20 protein-coding genes and 1 other annotated feature are annotated in these 19964 nt (G+C 48.3%); of the genes, 3 read left to right on the forward strand and 17 right to left on the reverse strand.

Going from position 1 to position 19964, the window contains the following annotated elements:
* Positions 1-17: 17 nt before the first annotated feature.
* From CPY98_RS06960 to hisL, 14 genes are all read right to left on the reverse strand, one after another.
* Positions 18-908, reverse strand: coding sequence for a VOC family protein (locus CPY98_RS06960; protein ID WP_043492154.1), 891 nt, complete (start codon positions 906-908; stop codon positions 18-20).
* 280 nt (positions 909-1188) lie between these two features.
* Positions 1189-3249 carry a heparinase II/III family protein gene (locus CPY98_RS06965; RefSeq protein WP_096386958.1) on the reverse strand — a complete coding sequence of 687 codons (2061 nt, stop codon included), beginning with the start codon at positions 3247-3249 and terminating at the stop codon, positions 1189-1191.
* Between the two features lie 15 nt (positions 3250-3264).
* Positions 3265-4482, reverse strand: coding sequence for an alginate lyase family protein (locus CPY98_RS06970; RefSeq protein WP_231899443.1), 1218 nt, complete (start codon positions 4480-4482; stop codon positions 3265-3267).
* Between the two features lie 25 nt (positions 4483-4507).
* Positions 4508-5263: an oligogalacturonate-specific porin KdgM family protein gene (locus CPY98_RS06975; protein WP_051874101.1), complete on the reverse strand. Its 756-nt coding sequence runs from the start codon at positions 5261-5263 to the stop codon at positions 4508-4510.
* A 9-nt stretch (positions 5264-5272) separates the two neighbouring features.
* Positions 5273-6544: an MFS transporter gene (locus CPY98_RS06980; protein WP_043492162.1), complete on the reverse strand. Its 1272-nt coding sequence runs from the start codon at positions 6542-6544 to the stop codon at positions 5273-5275.
* Positions 6545-6902: 358 nt separating this feature from the next.
* A complete protein-coding gene (gene hisIE, locus CPY98_RS06985) occupies positions 6903-7532 on the reverse strand; it encodes a bifunctional phosphoribosyl-AMP cyclohydrolase/phosphoribosyl-ATP diphosphatase HisIE (protein WP_096386960.1) in 630 nt (209 codons plus the stop codon).
* Positions 7526-8302: an imidazole glycerol phosphate synthase subunit HisF gene (hisF, locus tag CPY98_RS06990; RefSeq protein ID WP_025800864.1), complete on the reverse strand. Its 777-nt coding sequence runs from the start codon at positions 8300-8302 to the stop codon at positions 7526-7528. Before hisF ends, hisIE begins: the two co-directional genes overlap by 7 nt.
* Positions 8284-9021: a 1-(5-phosphoribosyl)-5-[(5-phosphoribosylamino)methylideneamino]imidazole-4-carboxamide isomerase gene (gene hisA / locus CPY98_RS06995; RefSeq protein WP_096386964.1), complete on the reverse strand. Its 738-nt coding sequence runs from the start codon at positions 9019-9021 to the stop codon at positions 8284-8286. Before hisA ends, hisF begins: the two co-directional genes overlap by 19 nt.
* A 14-nt stretch (positions 9022-9035) precedes the next feature.
* Positions 9036-9638, reverse strand: a complete 603-nt coding sequence (gene hisH / locus CPY98_RS07000) for an imidazole glycerol phosphate synthase subunit HisH (protein ID WP_096386968.1) — start codon at positions 9636-9638, stop codon at positions 9036-9038.
* Positions 9638-10705, reverse strand: coding sequence for a bifunctional histidinol-phosphatase/imidazoleglycerol-phosphate dehydratase HisB (gene hisB, locus CPY98_RS07005; protein WP_096386971.1), 1068 nt, complete (start codon positions 10703-10705; stop codon positions 9638-9640). Before hisB ends, hisH begins: the two co-directional genes overlap by 1 nt.
* On the reverse strand, positions 10702-11805 hold the full coding sequence (gene hisC, locus CPY98_RS07010; RefSeq protein ID WP_043492173.1) for a histidinol-phosphate transaminase: 1104 nt from the start codon (positions 11803-11805) through the stop codon (positions 10702-10704). The genes hisB and hisC overlap by 4 nt, the downstream gene beginning before the upstream one ends.
* Positions 11805-13142, reverse strand: a complete 1338-nt coding sequence (hisD, locus tag CPY98_RS07015) for a histidinol dehydrogenase (RefSeq protein ID WP_096386973.1) — start codon at positions 13140-13142, stop codon at positions 11805-11807. The genes hisC and hisD overlap by 1 nt, the downstream gene beginning before the upstream one ends.
* A gap of 5 nt (positions 13143-13147) precedes the next feature.
* Positions 13148-14047, reverse strand: coding sequence for an ATP phosphoribosyltransferase (gene hisG, locus CPY98_RS07020; RefSeq protein WP_004095958.1), 900 nt, complete (start codon positions 14045-14047; stop codon positions 13148-13150).
* Between the two features lie 56 nt (positions 14048-14103).
* Positions 14104-14229 (reverse strand) — a sequence feature (His leader region).
* Positions 14205-14255 carry a his operon leader peptide gene (hisL, locus tag CPY98_RS20835; RefSeq protein WP_102961614.1) on the reverse strand — a complete coding sequence of 17 codons (51 nt, stop codon included), beginning with the start codon at positions 14253-14255 and terminating at the stop codon, positions 14205-14207. Its footprint overlaps the feature before it by 25 nt.
* Positions 14256-14595: 340 nt before the next feature.
* Between hisL and CPY98_RS07025 the strand changes: the two genes are divergently transcribed.
* Entirely contained in the window at positions 14596-15423 is an 828-nt protein-coding gene (locus CPY98_RS07025) for an SDR family oxidoreductase (protein ID WP_096386976.1), read from the forward strand.
* Between the two features lie 66 nt (positions 15424-15489).
* Here CPY98_RS07025 and rimO read toward each other — a convergent pair whose 3' ends face one another.
* Positions 15490-16806: a 30S ribosomal protein S12 methylthiotransferase RimO gene (gene rimO, locus CPY98_RS07030; RefSeq protein WP_025800871.1), complete on the reverse strand. Its 1317-nt coding sequence runs from the start codon at positions 16804-16806 to the stop codon at positions 15490-15492.
* A 184-nt stretch (positions 16807-16990) separates the two neighbouring features.
* Between rimO and CPY98_RS20970 the strand changes: the two genes are divergently transcribed.
* Together CPY98_RS20970 and CPY98_RS20975 are read left to right on the forward strand one after the other, a co-directional pair.
* Positions 16991-17194: a hypothetical protein gene (locus tag CPY98_RS20970; RefSeq protein ID WP_231899444.1), complete on the forward strand. Its 204-nt coding sequence runs from the start codon at positions 16991-16993 to the stop codon at positions 17192-17194.
* 20 nt (positions 17195-17214) lie between these two features.
* Entirely contained in the window at positions 17215-17511 is a 297-nt protein-coding gene (locus tag CPY98_RS20975) for a GNAT family N-acetyltransferase (protein WP_231899445.1), read from the forward strand.
* Positions 17512-17520: 9 nt separating this feature from the next.
* Here CPY98_RS20975 and CPY98_RS07040 read toward each other — a convergent pair whose 3' ends face one another.
* Entirely contained in the window at positions 17521-18717 is a 1197-nt protein-coding gene (locus tag CPY98_RS07040; RefSeq protein WP_043492201.1) for an MFS transporter, read from the reverse strand.
* A 406-nt stretch (positions 18718-19123) separates the two neighbouring features.
* Positions 19124-19942: an MBL fold metallo-hydrolase gene (locus CPY98_RS07045; protein ID WP_096386978.1), complete on the reverse strand. Its 819-nt coding sequence runs from the start codon at positions 19940-19942 to the stop codon at positions 19124-19126.
* Between the last annotated feature and the right edge of the window lie 22 nt (positions 19943-19964).

The following is a 19964-nucleotide window of genomic DNA, read 5'->3' on the forward strand; positions in this document are numbered from 1 at the left end:
CCGCGATAAGATAAATATTATTTAGTGTCTTGATGGATTTCCGCAATATAGCCGCCAGGGAATTGCACCACGGCGCTAGCTCGTTTTTCGCCTGCGACCGACTGCCATAGTATTTTTGCACCGCTGGCCGTTGCTTTGCCGAGGGTTTCACTCAGATTAGCGACGCCATAGCCGGTACGTTCCTGCCCGAATGGATAGTTCAAATGTCCATCGGTGACAAAGATGCGGGTTTTTCCGAAGGCCGAGGACAAATTAACCACGCGAATAGCGCTATTTTTCTCACCGCCTATCACGGTAGAGCTTTGCTGTGAATCATCGACGACTTTGCCATTAGAGAATTTCTGATAGCTTTTAATAAAATCATCAACGCGATAGCGTGAAAGATAAATACGGTTTTCAGGAATAAAGCTTAGTGGCTGATAGTTAGGTGCTTTGGTATGCCAATACAGCTGCATATTCACGCCGCCTGGCCACTGAACAACAGCGTCACGTCCGATAGGATCGTTAAATGGCTCTACGATTACGTCGGCTCCGGCTTTTTTGGCGCTCGCTATCGCGGCATCCATATTGGTGACTAAGAAACCGTTACGCTCATTGCCAAACGGGTAAGGCGCTGGTGTTTGGAAATCAAATACGGAAAAGCTTCCGGATGGCGTTAAGATCAGCTGAGAATAGGTTTTGCTCGGTGTAGGGGTGACATCCGCTAAGACGCGCTGGGTCGTGCTTCCACCAAAAGTTTTCAGGATACTGTCGACGAAAGGATCCATTTTTCCCGGCTCGACATAGACGTGGGTGGTGTCGTATTGAGGGCCTACGCCAATATCCGCCGCCCAACTGGCCGGAGATAAAGTCACTGTTAATGCCGAAGCGACGGCGAAATAGATAGAAATACGCGCTGTTTGATTCATTTCAGTCCCCTTAATATTAAATGTTCGATGCTACAGGTTGAGTGCACTGCCGATGAACTGTTCATAAAATGCATATTACGGAGAAGTGAAATGAAGGATAGACAGTAATTTTTAACATTTAATTAAAAATAACTAGGGTAAAATAGAGTTGTAATTAACGAGGTTAAAGAGTGGGTGCTGGCAGAATAGTTGAAAATAGCCGTCACTCTGGATTTAGCAGAATGACGGTCTAGGAATAGTTCTAAAAAATAATTTCTTGTATCTTTAAAATGTATATTTATTAATGGTTAATGATATTGTCGTTTATTAATAATGGTGGAGTGTAAAAGCCCTCATCATTAAACAAAATTTCAGTGGTGTATTGGGCTGTATGCATACAGAGACGGAGTTTGCCAGTGTGCTTATTATCACATAATGAAAACTCAGCGCCCGTCAGACCGTTATCTAAATCAAATAGGGTTAAATAGGTCATTTCTAACTCATGTGAACGCAGCGTGAGTTGGCAAATGTTTTGCGTATTGGGATTATCTGGTGCATTGCTGGCAATAAGTAAATTTCGCGCTGAATTTTGCTCTGCCATCAACTTGGGCATTATTTGGGTATAAATAGTGACAGTCGAAGCGGTTGTCTTCGCCACCGTTTTCTGCATGTCGCTGCCCGACTTTACCCAACTCGGTTTCACATGGCATAGCATCGTTTCATTGTGAGCATCATCGTATTGCTCGGGAGTCGTTAAGCTGCCATTGATTATCCAATTTAAATCAGCGCATTGCCTGTGTGGATTTTGAATCGTTGAAATATCAATAATGATGTTACCGATAAGCATTACACGGCGTCTAAAGCTAACCTGCTGGTAAGCCTTCTCATCCCAATTTGTTATGTAAAAACTGTCGGGAGTTTCAGCCTTGCTTGCCCAATCAACTATCACGTCAATATAGTGATACTTATTGGTTTTAAGATAGGCGTTGACCACCGGACTCACCGGCGGCTGGTTCGCGAGATTGATTGCCAGCGTGCTATGTGACGCGGTTTTCTTGTAATAATCGCGATGTAAGTCGGTGCCATAACCTGTCGTCCCCAGATCTTTCACCAGCTCTTTGCCTTGGTGAAAAATAATAATGCTAAGACTATCGCTGTGATCGTGTTCTCCGCCGTAGGGAAGATGTTTTATCAGTACTGCGCTTTGCGTCTCTGGCTGTTGAAATAACGTTAAGCCAAGCTGACTATCGTTATTGAAAGTTTGGATAGGAAGGGAATTTCCCAGAGGTGCATGCTCATTGCCATACAGAATAAAATCGGTGTTGATGCGATTTTTCCGGCTATAAATAATATCCAATGCCTGTACATAACCCGGATCAGCATAATAGCTGTAGGCAAACTCATAGATGTCGGAATGGATAAGTTTTTCTTGGCCAAAAACGCAATCGTTAAGACGAGGGAAACAGCCGTTCGGCATTAGCAATGACAACGGTACACGAAGCATTCGCGGATAGTAGGGGAGATCTAATAAGCTGTATTTCGTTCCCTTAGCTATTTTCTCGAATGCAAAAAAACCTTGTAGTGCATACAGATGATAATGCAGCGAGCCTTCAAACCACAGGCTGCCATTAATTAGCGAATGTTCTAGCTGATAGCGCAAGCCATAGCGTGTATTTAAAGCAAAGTTAAGGTAGGGCTCTTTCTCCAAAACCAGCCCAATAACGGCAATGGCACTGTTAATTTTCACTTCATGGTTATGAATTTGATCGTGTCGCTGCTGCATCAAGAATTCAGCGCCGGGCTGTAATAATTGCTGCTGAATAAAATTTTGTTCGTCAGTGGATAAATGATCGCAAATCAAATCGTAGCCGCGTACAAAATCAAGCAAGCAATTGGCTTCACACAATGCCTGCGCATTCATTTTTCCGTTAGCGTTATAAGGAATGCCGCCATGCTCCTGATAGTAGGGATAATAGCTGGCATAAGTTAGCAATAGATCGCGAACGCGCTGGAAATAGGATTCATTTTCGGTGACTTGCCATAATAACCCGACTTCGTAGCAGGCCTTGGCATTTAAGCCATTCATCCAACGCCACCATGCGCCATCATAGGGCTCACCGCTGAAGGTTTTATTATCTACTGGGCAGTTATGATGGTGTTCATAGCGATAGTCCCAATTAAGTCGCACTCCGTGCTCAGGGCAATAATAGTAGTGGTTCCAGGTCGCAATTCCGGAGGTCGGTACTTTTAACGGATGATTTAACACCGTGGCGTTGTCGGCATTCAATGTATCAATCCACTCAGGCCAGCGCTGTGCGCGCTGGCGGATGATGGCGATTTCAAGGGTACTGAATTGTTTCATTCTCACCGCTTCCTTTTATGGCACCAACGACGCACTTACGGTCAACAGATTGATGTTTTTTGGATCTTTCTGCTCGAGATAAGCCGCTTTTTCTTTGAAAATAGCGTCAGGGTAGGCTCTTTCAGCGGCTAAAATATTGCCAACGGCCTCGTTTTCATCGAATTTTAATTCAGGGAACGGCCACGGCTTAGGGTTGTCGATTTGTTGAGCCACAACAAGCAAAGCTTGTTTAAGATTGTGATCGTCTAAATCGAAATGCCACATATCTATACCGGCTAGTTCACCATATCGCGCTAGGCGCATAAAAGCCGAAAGAGAGAAATTGGTGTAGTGCCATGAGCGTGTTCTCTCTATTTCTTCGGTGAGCAATCCCTTGTTATCTATTTGAGCCGCTAAATGACGCAGCTGGGCAATTTTTAACTGGCGGCGAGCGAGGTCTGGCTGATCGGTAAATAATGAAAAAGCAACAACTTGGGTATCGAAAAATGTGCCGTGGTTATTGTGCCAGTTACTTTCTTCAAATCCATTTTCACTGGTTAATAGCCATTGGTTAAACTGTTTATACCAGTGCTTAATAGCCTGATAATTTTTCTCGCTCAGCGTATTTGCTGGGCGAATAAGCTCAATGCTATCCATAACGTCAATCAAAGCACGACTATCGATAATGCCTATCCCTCGTCCATCTACAATTCCGGGAATAGCCTGTGCATAGGCCAAACTGGGGTTCATCTTGGTTTTGGGTGCGACAAACCATGCGGTGGCGAGATCTGCAGCCTTTTGTGCATATTCGATTTTGCCAGTGAAGTAATAAGCTAGCCCTAGGCGCTTCATGTCGTTGGCAAAATGCGCCATACGTTGACTGTCTGTTGCGTCAGTTTTGGTATCTGGATTCGTTTTCCCATCTTGGCGAATATAGGGGAGGTGATTAGGCGTATTGGGATTAGGCCACCAATAAGTACCAAAGCTGTAGTAGTCGTGTTTATTATTCGATGCCGGTGAAAGACTCTTATCAACGACGCTGTAATTGGCGTGTTTAAGTGCGCTGTTTGCCTCGGCGATAAGTTGTTCGAAAGCAGGCTGCAGCACAGATGCGGGTTGTTTTAGCTGCTGTTTGCTGGTGGCTAATGTTTCTGGCGAGTAAGTAAAATAGCGGGATTCGGCCGCATGGCTTAATGCAATAGAGCTAAATAACACGCATGAAATAACGCTGACGAGTAATTTAATCTTCATCATTTTTCCTATTTAAAATTGGTGTTTGTTACAAGGTAAATGTCATACCAATACGATAACGTGATTCAGGAATATTTCCCTCGCCGTCGTAGTATCCAGTTCTATCTAAATAATCATATTCGATATATGGGCTAAACCAATCATTCCACTTATAACGTAATGAAAAGGCATTTTCCGTCGACCAGGTTTTTCCATTTTTATATTCATACTGATCGCTGGCATGTTTATAAACTGTACCTTGATATTGCACGCTCCACGTATCATTTATTTTATACCTGAGATACAAATCTAAGCGATTAACGCTATCACGGTGATATTCTCCGTTATCATTTGTCGTTTCATAATCATTATAGTCATAGCGATAGCGTAGGCTAGTGCTAAGGTCTGGGGTGATTTTGTAATTAATTCGAAAATAAGGCCGAAGCTGAGTGCCTTTACTGCTCCAGTGTAAAATTCCCCCGGGCTGAAGGCTCCATTTATCGGTTAATTTATAGGTATAGTTGGTCTCTATTTCGTTATAGTCAGAGGTTATATCTCCCAGCGAATGTGCGCTATCGCTTTGATCAGCGCCGTTAGGCCCTTTGCCATTATTTTTGTTGTTTTTATTATCGGTTTCCATACTGGCCCACCAGCCATTTTTCCAGCTTTCGCTGACTTTGAAGCGAGACTCATAGCTGTGGCTGCCTGCTCGGTATCCACCTCGCACATCGAAGGTGAGCGCATGAGAAACGAGTGGGGTCGCTGCAATCAGTAAACTGATGACAGAAATAATCGGTTTTTTCATGATATTCCCTTATATAAAAGCAGTTTTGTGTGAGGTTTTATTGGCTTCTTTCTCTTTAACTAAGGTCCATAAGAAAGCAGCGCCAATAAGATCAAAAAACCCTAAACCGACAAAAAAGAAGTTGTAGCCAATCACCGCGACGGACGCGCCTAAGAACATTGAGAAAAGAAAGTTTCCCGTACCACCGCTGAGTGCAGCAAAGCCGGTCGCCGTAGCTACTTCGGATTTATTAAATAGATCCGAAGACATGGTGATAACGGTAATAGAGAGGCATTGATGTGCAAAACCTGCAATGCAGAATAGCGCGACGGCCAAATAGATATTTTCGACGTGACAAATAAAGGCCATGCTGACCATCAGACAGGCGGCAAATGTATAGGTAATTCGGCGTGAATTAATAATGTTGATACCGCGATTATTTAGATAACGCGCCATTATTCCCGAAAAGAGGCAACCTAAATCTGACGTTAAAAAAGGGAGCCAGGTAAACATCGCTACGTGGGCCATATCAAGATGACGTTCGGTGACTAAATAAAGCGGCATCCAATAATGCAATGTTCCCCATGCGGGATCGGCCATAAAGCGCGGTAGGGAAATGCCCCATAAATTACGATTTGTGAGCATGTCTTTGAGTTTAACCCGCTGGATTTTCTCCGTAGATTTAATCTGCCCATCGGCAATCAAAATGCGCTCTTCATCTGACAACGCCGGATTTTTTTCTGGCGACTGATAAAAGAATAGCCATAGAGCAACCCAAATAAGGCCAATCGCACCGGTAATAATAAAGGACATTTCCCAGTTATATTCGAGTATGGCCCAGACGACCAAGGGAGGTGCCAGCATCGCGCCGAGCGAGGTTCCCATACTGTAGATCCCGCAGGCCAAGCCGCGTTCTTTAGCGGGAAACCATTCTGCCACCACTTTCATCCCAGCAGGATTCGCCGAAGATTCGGTAACGCCCATGGTGCCTCGCCAAAAGGCGAGAGACTGCCAGCCGCCTGCCGTGCCATGAGCCATATTGGCGATAGACCAAGCGATAGCAAAAATGGCAATGCCCCATTTCACACCGATGATGTCGATGACATATCCCACCACCGGCGCAGCCAGCGCGTAGGTTGCTTGAAAGGCACTGACTACGTATGAATATTGTTGCTGACTGATACCGAGTTCTTTAATTAAGGTTGGCGCGGCAATACCTAACGCGCTGCGAGATAAATAGTTGGTAATTGTCCCTACGGTAACGAGCGCAATTATCCACCAGCGTAATCCTTTAATTTTCATCCGTTATTCACTCTTCTGTTTTATGAAACGATGTTTTATTAAAACAGATTTGATGTTTTGTTTATTGTGATCGATGATCAATATATTGATATTGTTGAATTTTTTCCATGAATGATTCTTTGAGACACATTATCGCTATCGATCATTTAATTTAATTATCGTGAGAAGAAGAATTTTTATTTGAAATAAACTGGAAGGAACTCAATAGATTGGTATTTTTTAGCTGAGTCTAATAAAGGCGTTATTACAATAAATAGCGATTTATTTAATAAGTATCGAATTTAAAACGTAAGGGAGAGGTTGCAACGTCACCCAAAATCAGGGGTGACGTTAAATAGGGAGAGGTTGAACTCAGCGACTATTTTTCATGCCGTTGACGCAGATTATTAATCACTGCGCTAAGATCCAGATCTTGATCCTGTAGCAATACCATCAGGTGATATACCAAGTCTGAAGCTTCATTCACCAGTTCGTCGCGGTCGTGCACCGTGGCAGCTAGTGCGGTTTCCACGCCTTCTTCTCCCACTTTCTGCGCGATTCGTTTGGTGCCGCTGGCGTACAGGCTCGCGGTATAAGAGCTTTTCGGATCGGCATTTTTACGCTCTGCAAGTAACTGTTCTAACTGGAACAAAAATGCCCAGTCGGAGGCTGCAGGAGAAAAACAGCTGCTGGTGCCTTTGTGGCAGGTTGGGCCCTGAGGCTCCGCCAGCACCAGCAACGTATCGTTATCGCAGTCGGGGGTGATGCTGACAACGCTAAGGAAGTGGCCTGAGCTTTTACCTTTGGTCCACAGGCGCTGCTTAGTACGCGAGTAAAACGTTACGTGGCGGCTACGATTGGTTTCATCGAGTGCTTCGGGCGTCATATAGCCCAGCATGAGCACTTCGCCGGATACCGCATGTTGAACGATCGCAGGCATCAGGTTATCAACTTTGTTCCAGTCTAATTGTTCTTTCTGCTGTTCAGATAAAAAGGATTCTTTTAACACAAGCGGATCTCCACACCTTGTTGCGACAGATAACGTTTCAAATCGCCAATATTGATAATTTGTTTGTGGAACACCGAGGCCGCCAGCGCGCCATCAACGTCGGCGTCGCGGAATGCTTCAAGGAAGTGCTCTGGTGTACCTGCACCGCCGGAGGCGATCAGCGGCACATGACATACGTCGCGGATCAATTTTAGCTGGCGCAGATCGTAGCCGTTGCGCACGCCGTCTTGGTTCATCATGTTTAACACGATCTCACCGGCACCGCGCTTTTGCACTTCTTTGACCCAATCAACCGTTTGCCACGTGGTGGCTTTGGTGCGTTGTTCGTCACCGGTAAATTGATAAACCTGATAGCTGTCGCTTTCGGCATCAAACCATGTGTCGATCCCCACCACGATGCACTGCACGCCGAAGCGGTCGGCGAGGCGAGAAATTAAATCAGGATCGGCCAGCGCAGGGGAGTTGATGGAAATTTTATCGGCGCCAAAGGTTAAAATTTGCGAGGCATCTTCAACGCTTTTGATCCCGCCTGCGACGCAGAAAGGAATATCAATCACTTCCGCCACGCGTGATACCCAGCTTTTATCCACCACGCGACCGTCGGATGACGCGGTGATGTCATAAAACACCAGCTCATCGGCACCTTCCTGCGCATAGCGTTGAGCGAGCGGCACGATATCGCCGATAATTTCGTGGTTACGAAACTGAACGCCTTTGACCACTTGGCCATCGCGCACGTCCAGACAAGGAATTATGCGTTTTGCCAACATGCGATAGCCTCCTTCACGGTGAATTTTCCTTCCAGCAGGGCACGCCCCACAATAACGCCTTGAACGCCGCTGCCGCGCAGGGCGGCAATATCTTCTAGGCTACCAATGCCGCCGGATGACTGAAACGCCACCTGCGGATAACGCGCACAAACTTCTTGATACAGCGCCACATTAGAGCCGCTAAGCGTGCCATCGCGTGAAATATCGGTGCAGAGCACATGTTTGAGGCCATAAGGCAGAAACTCGTCAACGATCTGTTCAAGCGTGACGCCGGAATCTTCCTGCCAGCCGCTAACCGCAATATTTTTGCTGCCGTCAGCCGCGATGCGCACGTCGAGCGCCAGAACCAGCGCATCGGCACCAAAACGGGTAAACCACTGTTTCACGACATCAGGCTGGCGCACCGCCGTGGAGCCGATGACAACGCGTGAAGCACCTGCTTCAAGCAGCGCTGCTACGCCGTCTTCACTGCGAATGCCACCACCGACCTGCACGGGAACGGATACACCGGCCAATAACTTGCGCAGTAATGGGATCTGGCGCGCTGCCGGATCTTTGGCACCGGTTAAATCAACCAAGTGCAGAACTTCACCGCCTTGTTGCTGATAATCTTGCAGGCGCGGTAGCGGGTCATTGCCATAATCGCGTTGCTGGCCGTAATCGCCCTGATGCAGACGCACTACTTTTCCGTCGATAAGATCTAATGCGGGAATAATCATTGGCGTGCTGCTCCTTAAAGTGACAATTCCAGAAAGTTTTTTAACAGCTGAGCACCGGCTGCGCCGGAACGCTCAGGATGGAATTGCACACCGAAGAAATTATCTTTTTGCACCGCCGCGCTAAAGGGCGCGCCATAGTTCGCTTGCGCGATGGTATTTTCGCACACGGGATAGGCATAACCGTGCACAAAATAGAAATAGGCACCGTCTTCAAGCCCTTGGAACAGGCGATGACCGGCGAGGGCTGAGACTTGGTTCCAGCCCATGTGTGGCAGTGGCAATCCATAGTCTTTCATCGTTTCAACAGGAGTATCGATGATGCCTAATGTGTCAGTATTGCCTTCATCGCTGCGGCTAGCCAGCAGTTGCATACCGAGGCAGATCCCCAAAACTGGCTGAGTACAGGCTTTGATCAGCTCAATCAGATTACGCTCGCGCAGCTGTTGCATCGCGGCTTGTGACGTTCCTACACCGGGAAGGAATAGCTTATCAGCGGTGAGGACCACATCGGGTTCACGGCTGATTTTTGGCTCATAGCCCAGCCGCTGAATAGCATATTTCACCGAGGATAAGTTGGCACAGCCGGTATCCAGAATTACAACGTTCGTGTCGGCCATCATAAAACCCCTTTCGAGCTTGGCAGGGTATCGCCCTCAACGCGAATGGCCTGACGCAGCGTGCGGCCAATGACTTTAAATAAGCTCTCTACGCGGTGGTGATCGTTTTTCCCTTTGGTTTTCAAGTGCAGCGTGATCCCCATGGCATAGGCCAGAGATTGGAAAAAGTGCTCAACCATTTCGGTGCTGAGGTCGCCCACTCGCTGGTGGGTAAACTCGGCTTTATAAACCAAATAAGGGCGGCCAGAAATGTCCAGCGCGCAGCGCGCCAAGCATTCGTCCATCGGCAGCACAAAGCCAAAACGGGAAATGCCGCGTTTATCGCCCAGCGCTTTTTTCAACGCTTCGCCCAATGCCAGCGCGGTATCTTCCACGGTGTGGTGGTCGTCGATATACAGATCGCCTTTCACCTCGATGTTCATGCGGAAGCCGCCGTGAGTAGCAATTTGATCGAGCATGTGATCAAAGAAGCCGACGCCGGTACGAATGTGGCTTTCACCTTCACGATCGAGCCACACGTCGACGTTGATTGCGGTTTCACGCGTAACGCGATTCACCTGCGCGTGGCGGTCGCGTTTAGTCAACTCTTCGGCGATGTAATCCCAACCGCTATTTTCGGCGTTGTAGCGAATGCCGGTGATGCCCATATTTTCAGCCAGCTGAACGTCTGTTTCACGGTCACCGATAACGCGTGAGGCTGCATAGTCCATCACTTCAGGATTCAGGTATGACTGCACCAGTTCGGTTTTTGGCTTACGGCAGGTGCAGTTGTCGGCGGGCAGATGCGGACAAATCAGCACGTCATCAAAGACCACGCCTTGTGAGGTGAAAATTTGCATCATCAAGTTATGCGGGCCGTCAAAATCGGCCTGCGGAAAACTGGCTGTGCCTAAGCCGTCTTGATTGGTGATCATCACCAGACGATAACCGGCCTGCTGTAGCTTCAGTAGAGCAGGGATAACAGCGGGTTCAAACGCCAATTTGTCCATGCGGTCGACCTGAAAATCCACCGGTGGCTCGCTAATTAAGGTTCCATCACGGTCGATAAAAAGAAACTTCTGGCTCACACGGCCTCCTTGCTGAATTCTTTAGCGGCTACGGCATTGGGAAAAGCGCGCAGGGCTGCAATCACTTGGTTGTTTTCTGCCTGTGTGCCTATGGTGATCCTTAAGCAGTTAGACAGACTAGGTTGTTTGCTTTGATCTCGTAAGATAATGCCTTGATCCCAGAGCGATTTAAACACCGCCGCGGCGGCAGAACAGCGAAAGACTAAATAGTTGCCTTCGCCGGGATAAACGGCCTCGACACAGTCGCATTCGGTTAGGGCTTTTACCAGCAGCGCGCGGTTTTCAAGAATGGTTTGCACCCGCTGGCGCATGGCTGCCACACCGTCTGGAGAGAGCGCCTGCGCGGCGATATCGGCAACCGGCGTTGAAAGAGGATAAGGCGCGATCACTTTCAACAGCAGGGTGATCATTTCAGGGCTGCCGAGCGTGAAGCCACAGCGCAAACCCGCCAAAGCAAATGCTTTAGAGAGGGTACGCAATACGACCATGTGCGGAAACTCAGCCAGCCAAGGCACCAGCGAAGCGTGCGGCGCGAATTCGATATAGGCCTCATCAACCGCCACAATGGCTTTTCCTGCGGTGAGTTCTAGTAACTGGCGTAAATCAGTCGGGCTAAGCAAGTTGCCGGTTGGATTATTCGGGCTGCAGACGTAAATCAGCTTCACGTCAGCCAGATTTTGTTCAATGGTCGGTAAATCCAACTGCCAGTCTTCACGAAGTGCAACCGTGCGGCGTTCAACGCCAAAGGTTTCAGCGCTTACACCATACATACCGTATGTCGGCGGGCAATAAAGTACCGCATCCTGACCCGGCTCACAGAATGCACGGATCAGCAGTTCAATGCCTTCATCCGCGCCACGGCTGACTAACACCTGATCGGCGTTGACACCCGCGTAGGACGCGTAGTTATTAATCACGGCCTGTGGCTGACATTCTGGATAGCGGTTAAAGGTATCGGCGCTGAGCTGATAAGCCGTGCCAATCGGATATTCGTTGGCGTTTAACCACACGTCGCCTTTACCGCCCAGACGGCGAGCAGATTGATAAGGGACTAATTTGCGCACGTTGGCGCGGGCCAATTCTTCAATGCTGGAGCTCATTAGTTTTTCTCCTTCTGCTGAGACTGGAGCGCAGCAACGCGCAGGGTGACGGCATTTTTGTGGGCGGTCAGCAACTCTGCCGCTGCCATCGCTTCAATCACCGGCGCTAGGCCGAGTAGGCCATCGGCGCTAATTTGTTGAACGGTCATGCGTTTTTGAAAATCAGCTAAACCGAGGCTGGAGTAGGTTGCGGTGTAGCCGTAGGTTGGTAGCACGTGGTTAGTTCCAGATGCGTAATCACCCGCAGATTCGGGCGACCAGTCGCCAAGGAATACGGAACCTGCGCTGGTGATTTGGTCGATCCACTGGCGCGGCTCGCGTGTCTGGATAATCAAGTGCTCAGGGCCATAACGATTGCTGATGTTGATGCACTCCGCTAATGACGAAGTGACAATTAAACGGCTTGAATCCAGCGCCTGACGTGCGATGTCGGCACGTGACAGGGTTGCCAGCTGCGCTTCCACTTCAACGGCGACGCGTTTGGCAATTTCAGCATCGGGCGTGAGTAAAATTACCTGTGAATCAGGGCCGTGTTCTGCTTGAGATAGCAAATCAGCGGCGATAAATGCCGGAGTCGCTTTTTCATCGGCAATGACCAGAACCTCAGAAGGACCTGCAGGCATGTCGATGGCTGCGCCGTCGATGGTTTGGCTTACCTGACGTTTAGCTTCGGTGACGTAAGCATTGCCCGGCCCAAAAATTTTATCCACTTTAGGGATTGATTCACTGCCGAAAGCCAGTGCTGCAATAGCCTGAGCGCCGCCGACCTGGAACACTTCGGTGATGCCACATAGCGATGCGGCATAAAGGATTTCATCGGCAATCGGCGGTGGCGAACACAACACCACGCGTTGACAGCCTGCGACGCGCGCCGGAATACCGAGCATCAATACGGTGGACAGCAACGGCGCGGTACCACCCGGAATGTATAAACCGACTGATGCCAGTGGGCGGGTGACCTGCTGGCAACGTACGCCGGGCTGGGTTTCGATATCAACCGCAGGCAAGATTTGGGCGACGTGGAATTTTTCGATATTCTTGGCAGCTTGTTGCATCGCCGCTTTGATCTCTTCGCCTAGACGAGAGGCCGCTTGATCGATATCACGCACGCTGACGCGCAACGTGGTGATATCGACTTTATCGAATTTAGCACTTAGCTCACGCAGTGCCGCATCGCCGCCGGATTTAACCTGTTGCAGAATATTGGCCACGCTAGCGCTAATGGCATCAGACGCGGCGACCGCTGGACGTTGCAATAGCGCTTGTTGCTGCTGCGCATCGCATTCGTTCCAGAAAGTGATGTTGTTAAAGTTGGTTTTCTTATCAGCAGCAATCATCGCTATTACTCCATCATTTTTTCGATTGGCAGAACCAGAATCGAGCTAGCACCCAGAGATTTCAGTTTTTCCATGGTTTCCCAGAACAGGGTTTCGCTGCTCACCATGTGCATGGCGACGCGGTTTTGGTCACCAGCCAGCGGCAGTAATGTTGGACGTTCAGCCCCCGGCAACAGCTGAATAATTTGTTCCAGCTTGTCGCTTGGCGCGTGCAGCATGATGTACTTAGATTCGCGAGCTTGAATTACGCCTTGAATGCGGGTCATCAGTTTGTCGATAAGTTCTTGTTTAGCGGCTGGCATTTCGCCATCGCGCTGGATCAGGCAGGCCTTGGAGCGATAAATCACTTCGACTTCGCGCAGACCGTTGGCTTCAAGCGTTGCACCAGTAGAGACTAAATCGCAGATCGCGTCGGAAAGGCCAGCGCGCGGCGCGACTTCCACCGAGCCGTTCAGCAAGCATGATTTAAAGCGGATATTTTGTTTATCGAGGTATTGCTTAAGCAGGTGTGGGTAGGAGGTCGCGATGCGGGAATCTTGTAAACACTGCGGGCCGTCGTAAGGAACGTCTAACGGCATCGCCAGTGATAAACGACAGCTGCCGAAATCCAAGCGACGCAGCGTGAAGTAGCGCGGATCTTCGCCCTGAGCGCGGCGGCTCAACAGCTCTTCTTCCAAAACGTTCTCGCCAATGATGCCCAAATCAACAACGCCATCCATCACCAATCCGGGGATATCGTCATCGCGAACGCGCAGAATATCGATAGGCATGTTTTCAGCGAATGCGATCAAGCGTTGCTGCTGTAGATTAATTTTAATGCCGCAGCGTGCCAGAAGCTCTTGAGAGTCTTCGCTCAGGCGACCGGATTTTTGCATGGCGATACGTAAACGAGTTTTGTCTAACATGTGGCTTCCCTTAATATTTTATAAATTCTGTGATGTTATTTACTAATCTTCGGGCAACAAAAAAGCCCTCGGAAGATAATCTTCCGAGGGCTCTCTTTTGCGTTCTGCGCCACTGGAAGATTGTTAACCGTCTTCCAGCACTCATCGGCCTGTCAGACTAGTCAGGATGATGGTGATGATGGTGGCTGAACTGAACGCGAGTAAGCATTTTTTGTAATCCAATAATTTGGCAGACACAATTGTCTGCGTTAACTGTAAATTAACCTAAACCAAATGCAGGGGGGATGGCAACCCCTTTTTTGTGGTCATTTTTTGTTTTATCTCTAGCTGGCACAGAGCGAGAAAAGTTTAATATTTCGTTTTTGTTTCATTTACCCAGCATGATTGATTATTACTGACAATACTTTACTGCACGATATAGCGTGGAAATTGTATAAACAGAGAGAGTGGCGTAGCCTGATTTATATGAATAAATTGTTTTCCATGCATAATTCATCAGAACAAAGGGTGCGATTAGGTCGCAGGTCATGCGTATTGAGAGGGCCGCAATGAAAAAAATATCAATAGTAGGACTTGGTTGGGTTGGTATGCCGTTGGCCCTATCTTTGCTGGGGCGCGGCTATCAGGTCGTTGGCAGTAAAACCACGTCCGACGGCGTTGAAGCCGCTCGGATGAGCGGGATTGAATGTTATCCGTTGGTGATGACGCCTGAACTTGAGTGCGAGCAAGACGATCTGGAACAGTTGCTCGATGCCGATGCTTTAGTGATTACGCTGCCAGCCAGTCGTAGACCCGAAGAGGGGGAGCGTTATCTGCATGCGGTTCAGCTTTTGGTGGATAGCGCTTTGGCACATAACATTCCACGGATTATTTTCCTGAGCTCTACCTCGGTTTATGGCGACGCCGTTGGTACCGTCAACGAACGATCTGAGCTGCAACCGAGCACCAGCGCTGGCCGCACGTTGGCTGAGTTAGAAACGTGGCTGCACGATTTGCCAAATACCTCTGTCGACATTTTACGCTTGGCGGGATTGGTTGGCGCAGGGCGTAATCCGGGCCGTTTTCTTGCAGGAAAAACCGGTATTGCTGGCGCAAACAGCGGCGTGAATCTGGTGCATCAAGATGACGTGATTGCGGCCATTCAAATGCTGCTCAAACTGCCTCAGGGTGGGCATGTATATAACCTGTGTGCGCCGATCCATCCGACTAAGGCCGAGTTTTATCCGCCTCTAGCGCGGGCTTTAGGATTGGAGCCACCGCAGTTTGCCGATGAAGATCAGCCTGCGCAGGGAAAATTGGTGGACGGCAGTTTAATCAGCAAAGAATTAGGGTTCGAATATCAATATACAAATCCGGCGCTGATGCCATTGAATTGATTGGCGCTTAAAGTAAAAAAGCCTGTCAGATGACAGGCTTTTTTGTTGCAGAAATGAACGTCGTTATTAGGCGCTAACGCTGCCCCACATATCATATTCATCAACGTTTTCGATGGTGACGTTAACCACGTCGCCGATCTTCAAGGTGGTTTCGCCGTTGAGATAGACCGCACCGTCGATTTCAGGTGCATCAGCCATGCTGCGGCCAATAGCGCCTTCTTCGTCTACTTCATCAATGATAACGGGAAGTGTCAGGCCAATTTTGTCTTTCAGACGCTGGGCTGAAATTTGTTGCTGAAGCTGCATAAAGCGGTGGAAACGTTCTTCCTTCACTTCTTCCGGCACTTGGTCAGCCAATTCATTGGCGGTAGCCCCTTCAACCGGGCTGAATTTGAAACAGCCAACGCGGTCGAGTTTCGCTTCAGTCAGGAAATCGAGCAGCATCTGGAAGTCTTCTTCAGTTTCACCTGGGAATCCAACGATAAACGTCGAACGCAACGTGAGTTGCGGGCAAATTTCGCGCCAGCGTTTAATGCGCTCAAGGGTGCGTTCAACAGCGCCAGGGCGCTTCATCAGTTTAAGGATTTTTGGGCTGGCGTGCTGAAGCGGAATATCCAGATACGGCAACACTTTGCCTTCTGCCATCAATGGAATGACGTCATCAACGTGCGGATAAGGGTAAACGTAATGTAAGCGGATCCAAACGCCGAGTGTGGAAAGCTGTTCGCACAGACCGATCATGCTGGTTTTCACCGGCTGTCCGTTCCAGAATCCGGTGCGGTGTTTGACGTCAACGCCGTAGGCCGACGTATCCTGCGAGATAACCAGCAGTTCTTTGACGCCCGCATCAACCAAACGTTTTGCTTCATCCAATACGGAACCAATCGGACGACTGTCCAGATCGCCGCGCATGGATGGAATGATGCAGAACGTGCAACGATGATTACAGCCTTCAGAAATTTTCAGGTAAGCGTAATGTTTCGGCGTGAGTTTGACACCCTGTTCTGGCACCAAACTGGTAAACGGATTATGCGTTGGTTTCGGCACATACTGGTGTACGTGTTCAAGCACGGCTTCGTAGCTGTGTGGCCCCGTGATTTCCAAAACTTTAGGGTGAACTTCGCGGATCTGGTTCTCTTTTGCCCCTAAGCAGCCGGTAACAATCACTTTGCCATTTTCGTTGAGCGCTTCACCGATAGCCTCTAACGATTCTTGCACAGCGCTGTCGATAAAACCGCAGGTGTTCACGATAACGAGCTCGGCGTCGTCGTAGCGGGGGACTACATCATAACCTTCGGTGCGCAGTTCGGTCAGAATACGTTCGGAGTCCACTAGGTTTTTCGGGCAGCCCAGAGACACAAAACCAATACGCGGTTGGTGCATATATTACGCTCACAAAATGTTCAAAGAAGAAAAACGGCTGAGATTTTACACGGGAATTTATTTTGCCTCTAGTTTTTATCATGACGGGTGCTTAGGCTAGATAAATTCGTCGTGATGTTGTCAGAAATCTTGACCGATTTTTAAGGATACATAGATGGTAATGCTCGAAACTCAAAGACTCATCATGCGGCAAATAAATGAATCAGACTGGACGTTTTTCAGCGATCTTTACCGTGATGAGCAAGCTATGGCGCTGATTGCCGACACGCAAACGGAGCAGCAGATTTTGGCTGCTTTCGATTGCCGCTTACCTGAATGGCGTAAAGAACTGCCCCAATGGCTGTGCTTAGTCATGATTGATCGAGACTCTGGTCAACGGGGGGATTAACCGGCTTTGTTTCTGAATGGATGCCACATCGTATTGCTGAAGTTGGTTTTATCATCAGCCCACAGTTTCAGCGTAAAGGCTATGGCAAAGAGTCTCTCACCGCGCTGATTCATTTTGCGTTTTCACAATGTGGTTATCACAAGCTAAAGGCGGTGGTGACGTCAGGTAATGAGGCATCGCGGGGATTGCTAATACGCAGCGGCTTTCAGCAGGAAGGCTGTTTGAGACAAAATTATTTTCTGCAGGGGAAATGGCATGATGACTGGGTCTTCGGCTTGTTGGCCGAGGAATATAGCAGAGGCGAACCCCTGCTGTGATTTGGTTGATTATTCAGCTAATTTCCTTTTCACGAAAAGCTGAACACAGAGAAGAAGCACCAATACTCCGGCGATAACCAGCAAATGTTGGATGCGGAAATGATCGGCAAGCGGGCCGAATAGCACCATACCCAGCGGCAAAGCGCAGCAGTTGGCAACCTGCACCAAGCTGAAAATTCTACCGTGCATTTCGGGTATCACTTTCTCTTGTAGAAGAGAAGTCACCGGCGCGTTAAAGCACGGCATAGTGATCCCTATCAGGAAATTAAAAACCAGATAAATGCTGAATAGAGGCGCGCAGCCCAGTGCGATCATGAAAAAGCCATAGGCGCCGCCAGCGAATAAGGTGGTGCGTAGGCGATTGGTAAATCCTCCCCACATCGCAATCAATATCCCGCCTGCAATAGCGCCGCTGCTAAACGCCATTTCATTGATAGCTAACCGCCATGCCTCTGGGCCAAACGAACGGCTGACCATCAGGGGCGTCATAAATGCCGCGGGGCTTATCAAGATCATCATGACAATCAAGAACATAATTAGATAACGGATAAACGGGTTTTGTCGCAGGTAGCGAAAACCTTCACCGATAGCCTTGATTGTAGATTGACCGTCAAGATTGTCGTTTGTGAGCTTGGTGATCTTTAACATCGACATCAACACTAAGCCAATCGCGGCGGTAATGACGTCGGCGAAGAAGATTTTTTCGATGGAGAAATAAGCATACAGAACGCCACTGGCCGCCGGTGCAATTAGCATATTCAACGAGCTTAAGGTGCTGTTTATTCCATTTATTTTTATCAAACGGTCTTTGGGAACTAACTGAGGAATGATCGCATTTACCGTGGGCGTTTGAATTCCCGTACCAAAGGAACGAACGGCCAATACGGCAAAGATCAGCCATAGCGGCTTGTATCCTAAGATAAATGAAACGGCCAGTAGCAGCGTCACCAGCGTAATAGCCGCGTCTGAAATCATGCTGACATACTTGCGGTTATAGCGGTCTACCCATACACCGGCAAACAGCGAAATAATGAGCTGAGGTAAAAAACCGCATAGTGTCGAAATGGTGATCATCAGCCCTGAAGACGTAGTCAGCGTGATGTACCAAATAATGGCGTATTGCACGATGGATGAACCAAGCAGAGTCACTGTTTGGGCTGAGAGGAAAAGGGCAATGTCCTTTTTCCAATGAAGTTGTTGCGTCATGGTATTGATACTCAAGTTTTTTCAATAAAAAAGCCGGTTCGCACTGCTGGCGGCCCGGCTTAAAGATTGTCTATTTCAACAATCCGTCACGGATGTTTTGCAACATCAAGGCCACAGATAGAGCGTGGCGAGAGACATAAACCCTTAGGTTCAGCTAGCAAAAAACGACGTAACTAAACGACCGATAACGAGCTAGCTGATGAAGAGTTTAAGCAGCGGATGGCTGCTGATTAGGCTCCGAACAACGCTTCATCTTTCGATTGCGCGGAGCTGCGTCTGGTGACGGATTTTTTGAAGTAGGTACAAACCATGAAATTCACTCGATACCAAGAGACAAATTCTCTTTAGATTAGGTGCGAATTATATCTGTGTAATATAGATAGGGCAAATCGAGGTCTTTTGATGGCTACTCTAGGCTAAGGATATCGCCGGTATTAAACGGCTGAGCATTTAACCATAAGCGACCCCAACCACCGGTACAGTGGCAGCCATAAATGAGGTTGATTTTTTGCTGTTGGAAATAGCGTCGGGTGCGGAGCATTTCAGGCAGACTTGCGCTGCGTAAATGTAGACCGCCGATAACGGCGCTAACTTTTTCTACTCCGGCGATCTGCTTGGCATAGTCAATGATATCGCAGATGCCTGAATGTGAGCAGCCAACAATAATCACTAAACCTTGGCTTCCACGCCAGATTAAACAGCTATCATCTCTGACATAGTCAGTTTCATAACCGGTATCATTTTCAATTAAGCCGAAGCGTTTATCGGGATTGCTGCGGGGGATTTCTCCGGCAAAAATAAAGCGCGTACCAATGTTTACCGGTTGGCGTGAAAGCTGAAAGGGGAAATGGGTTTGTAATTGCGTTTTGTTATTTTCAGGGGATATTTTTTTAATTTTGATGGCACGAGAACCGATAAAGCCCCCCGCATAGCGCGTGAGGAATACATCGGGGTGACATATGACCTTAGGCTTGTGTGGAGTGTAGGGAATCAGATAAGGAAGCCCACCAAAGTGATCGTAATGCCCGTGTGAAAGCACCACGGAAGAAACAGTGCTTAAATCTATTCCTAAACGTTGCGCGTTATGACAAAAACGCCGATCTTGCCCCGTATCAAATAGGACCCGCTGTTCGCCATCATCCAGCCATAAACTTAATCCTACGCCGCTGTTTAAATCCGCGTGACGTGTGTGATTTTCTAGCAAAACCGTAATCTTAAGCGACATCTGTTATTTGTCCGCACAGTTG

The organism is Hafnia sp. CBA7124 (assembly GCF_002355555.1).
Lineage (GTDB): Bacteria > Pseudomonadota > Gammaproteobacteria > Enterobacterales > Enterobacteriaceae > Hafnia > Hafnia alvei.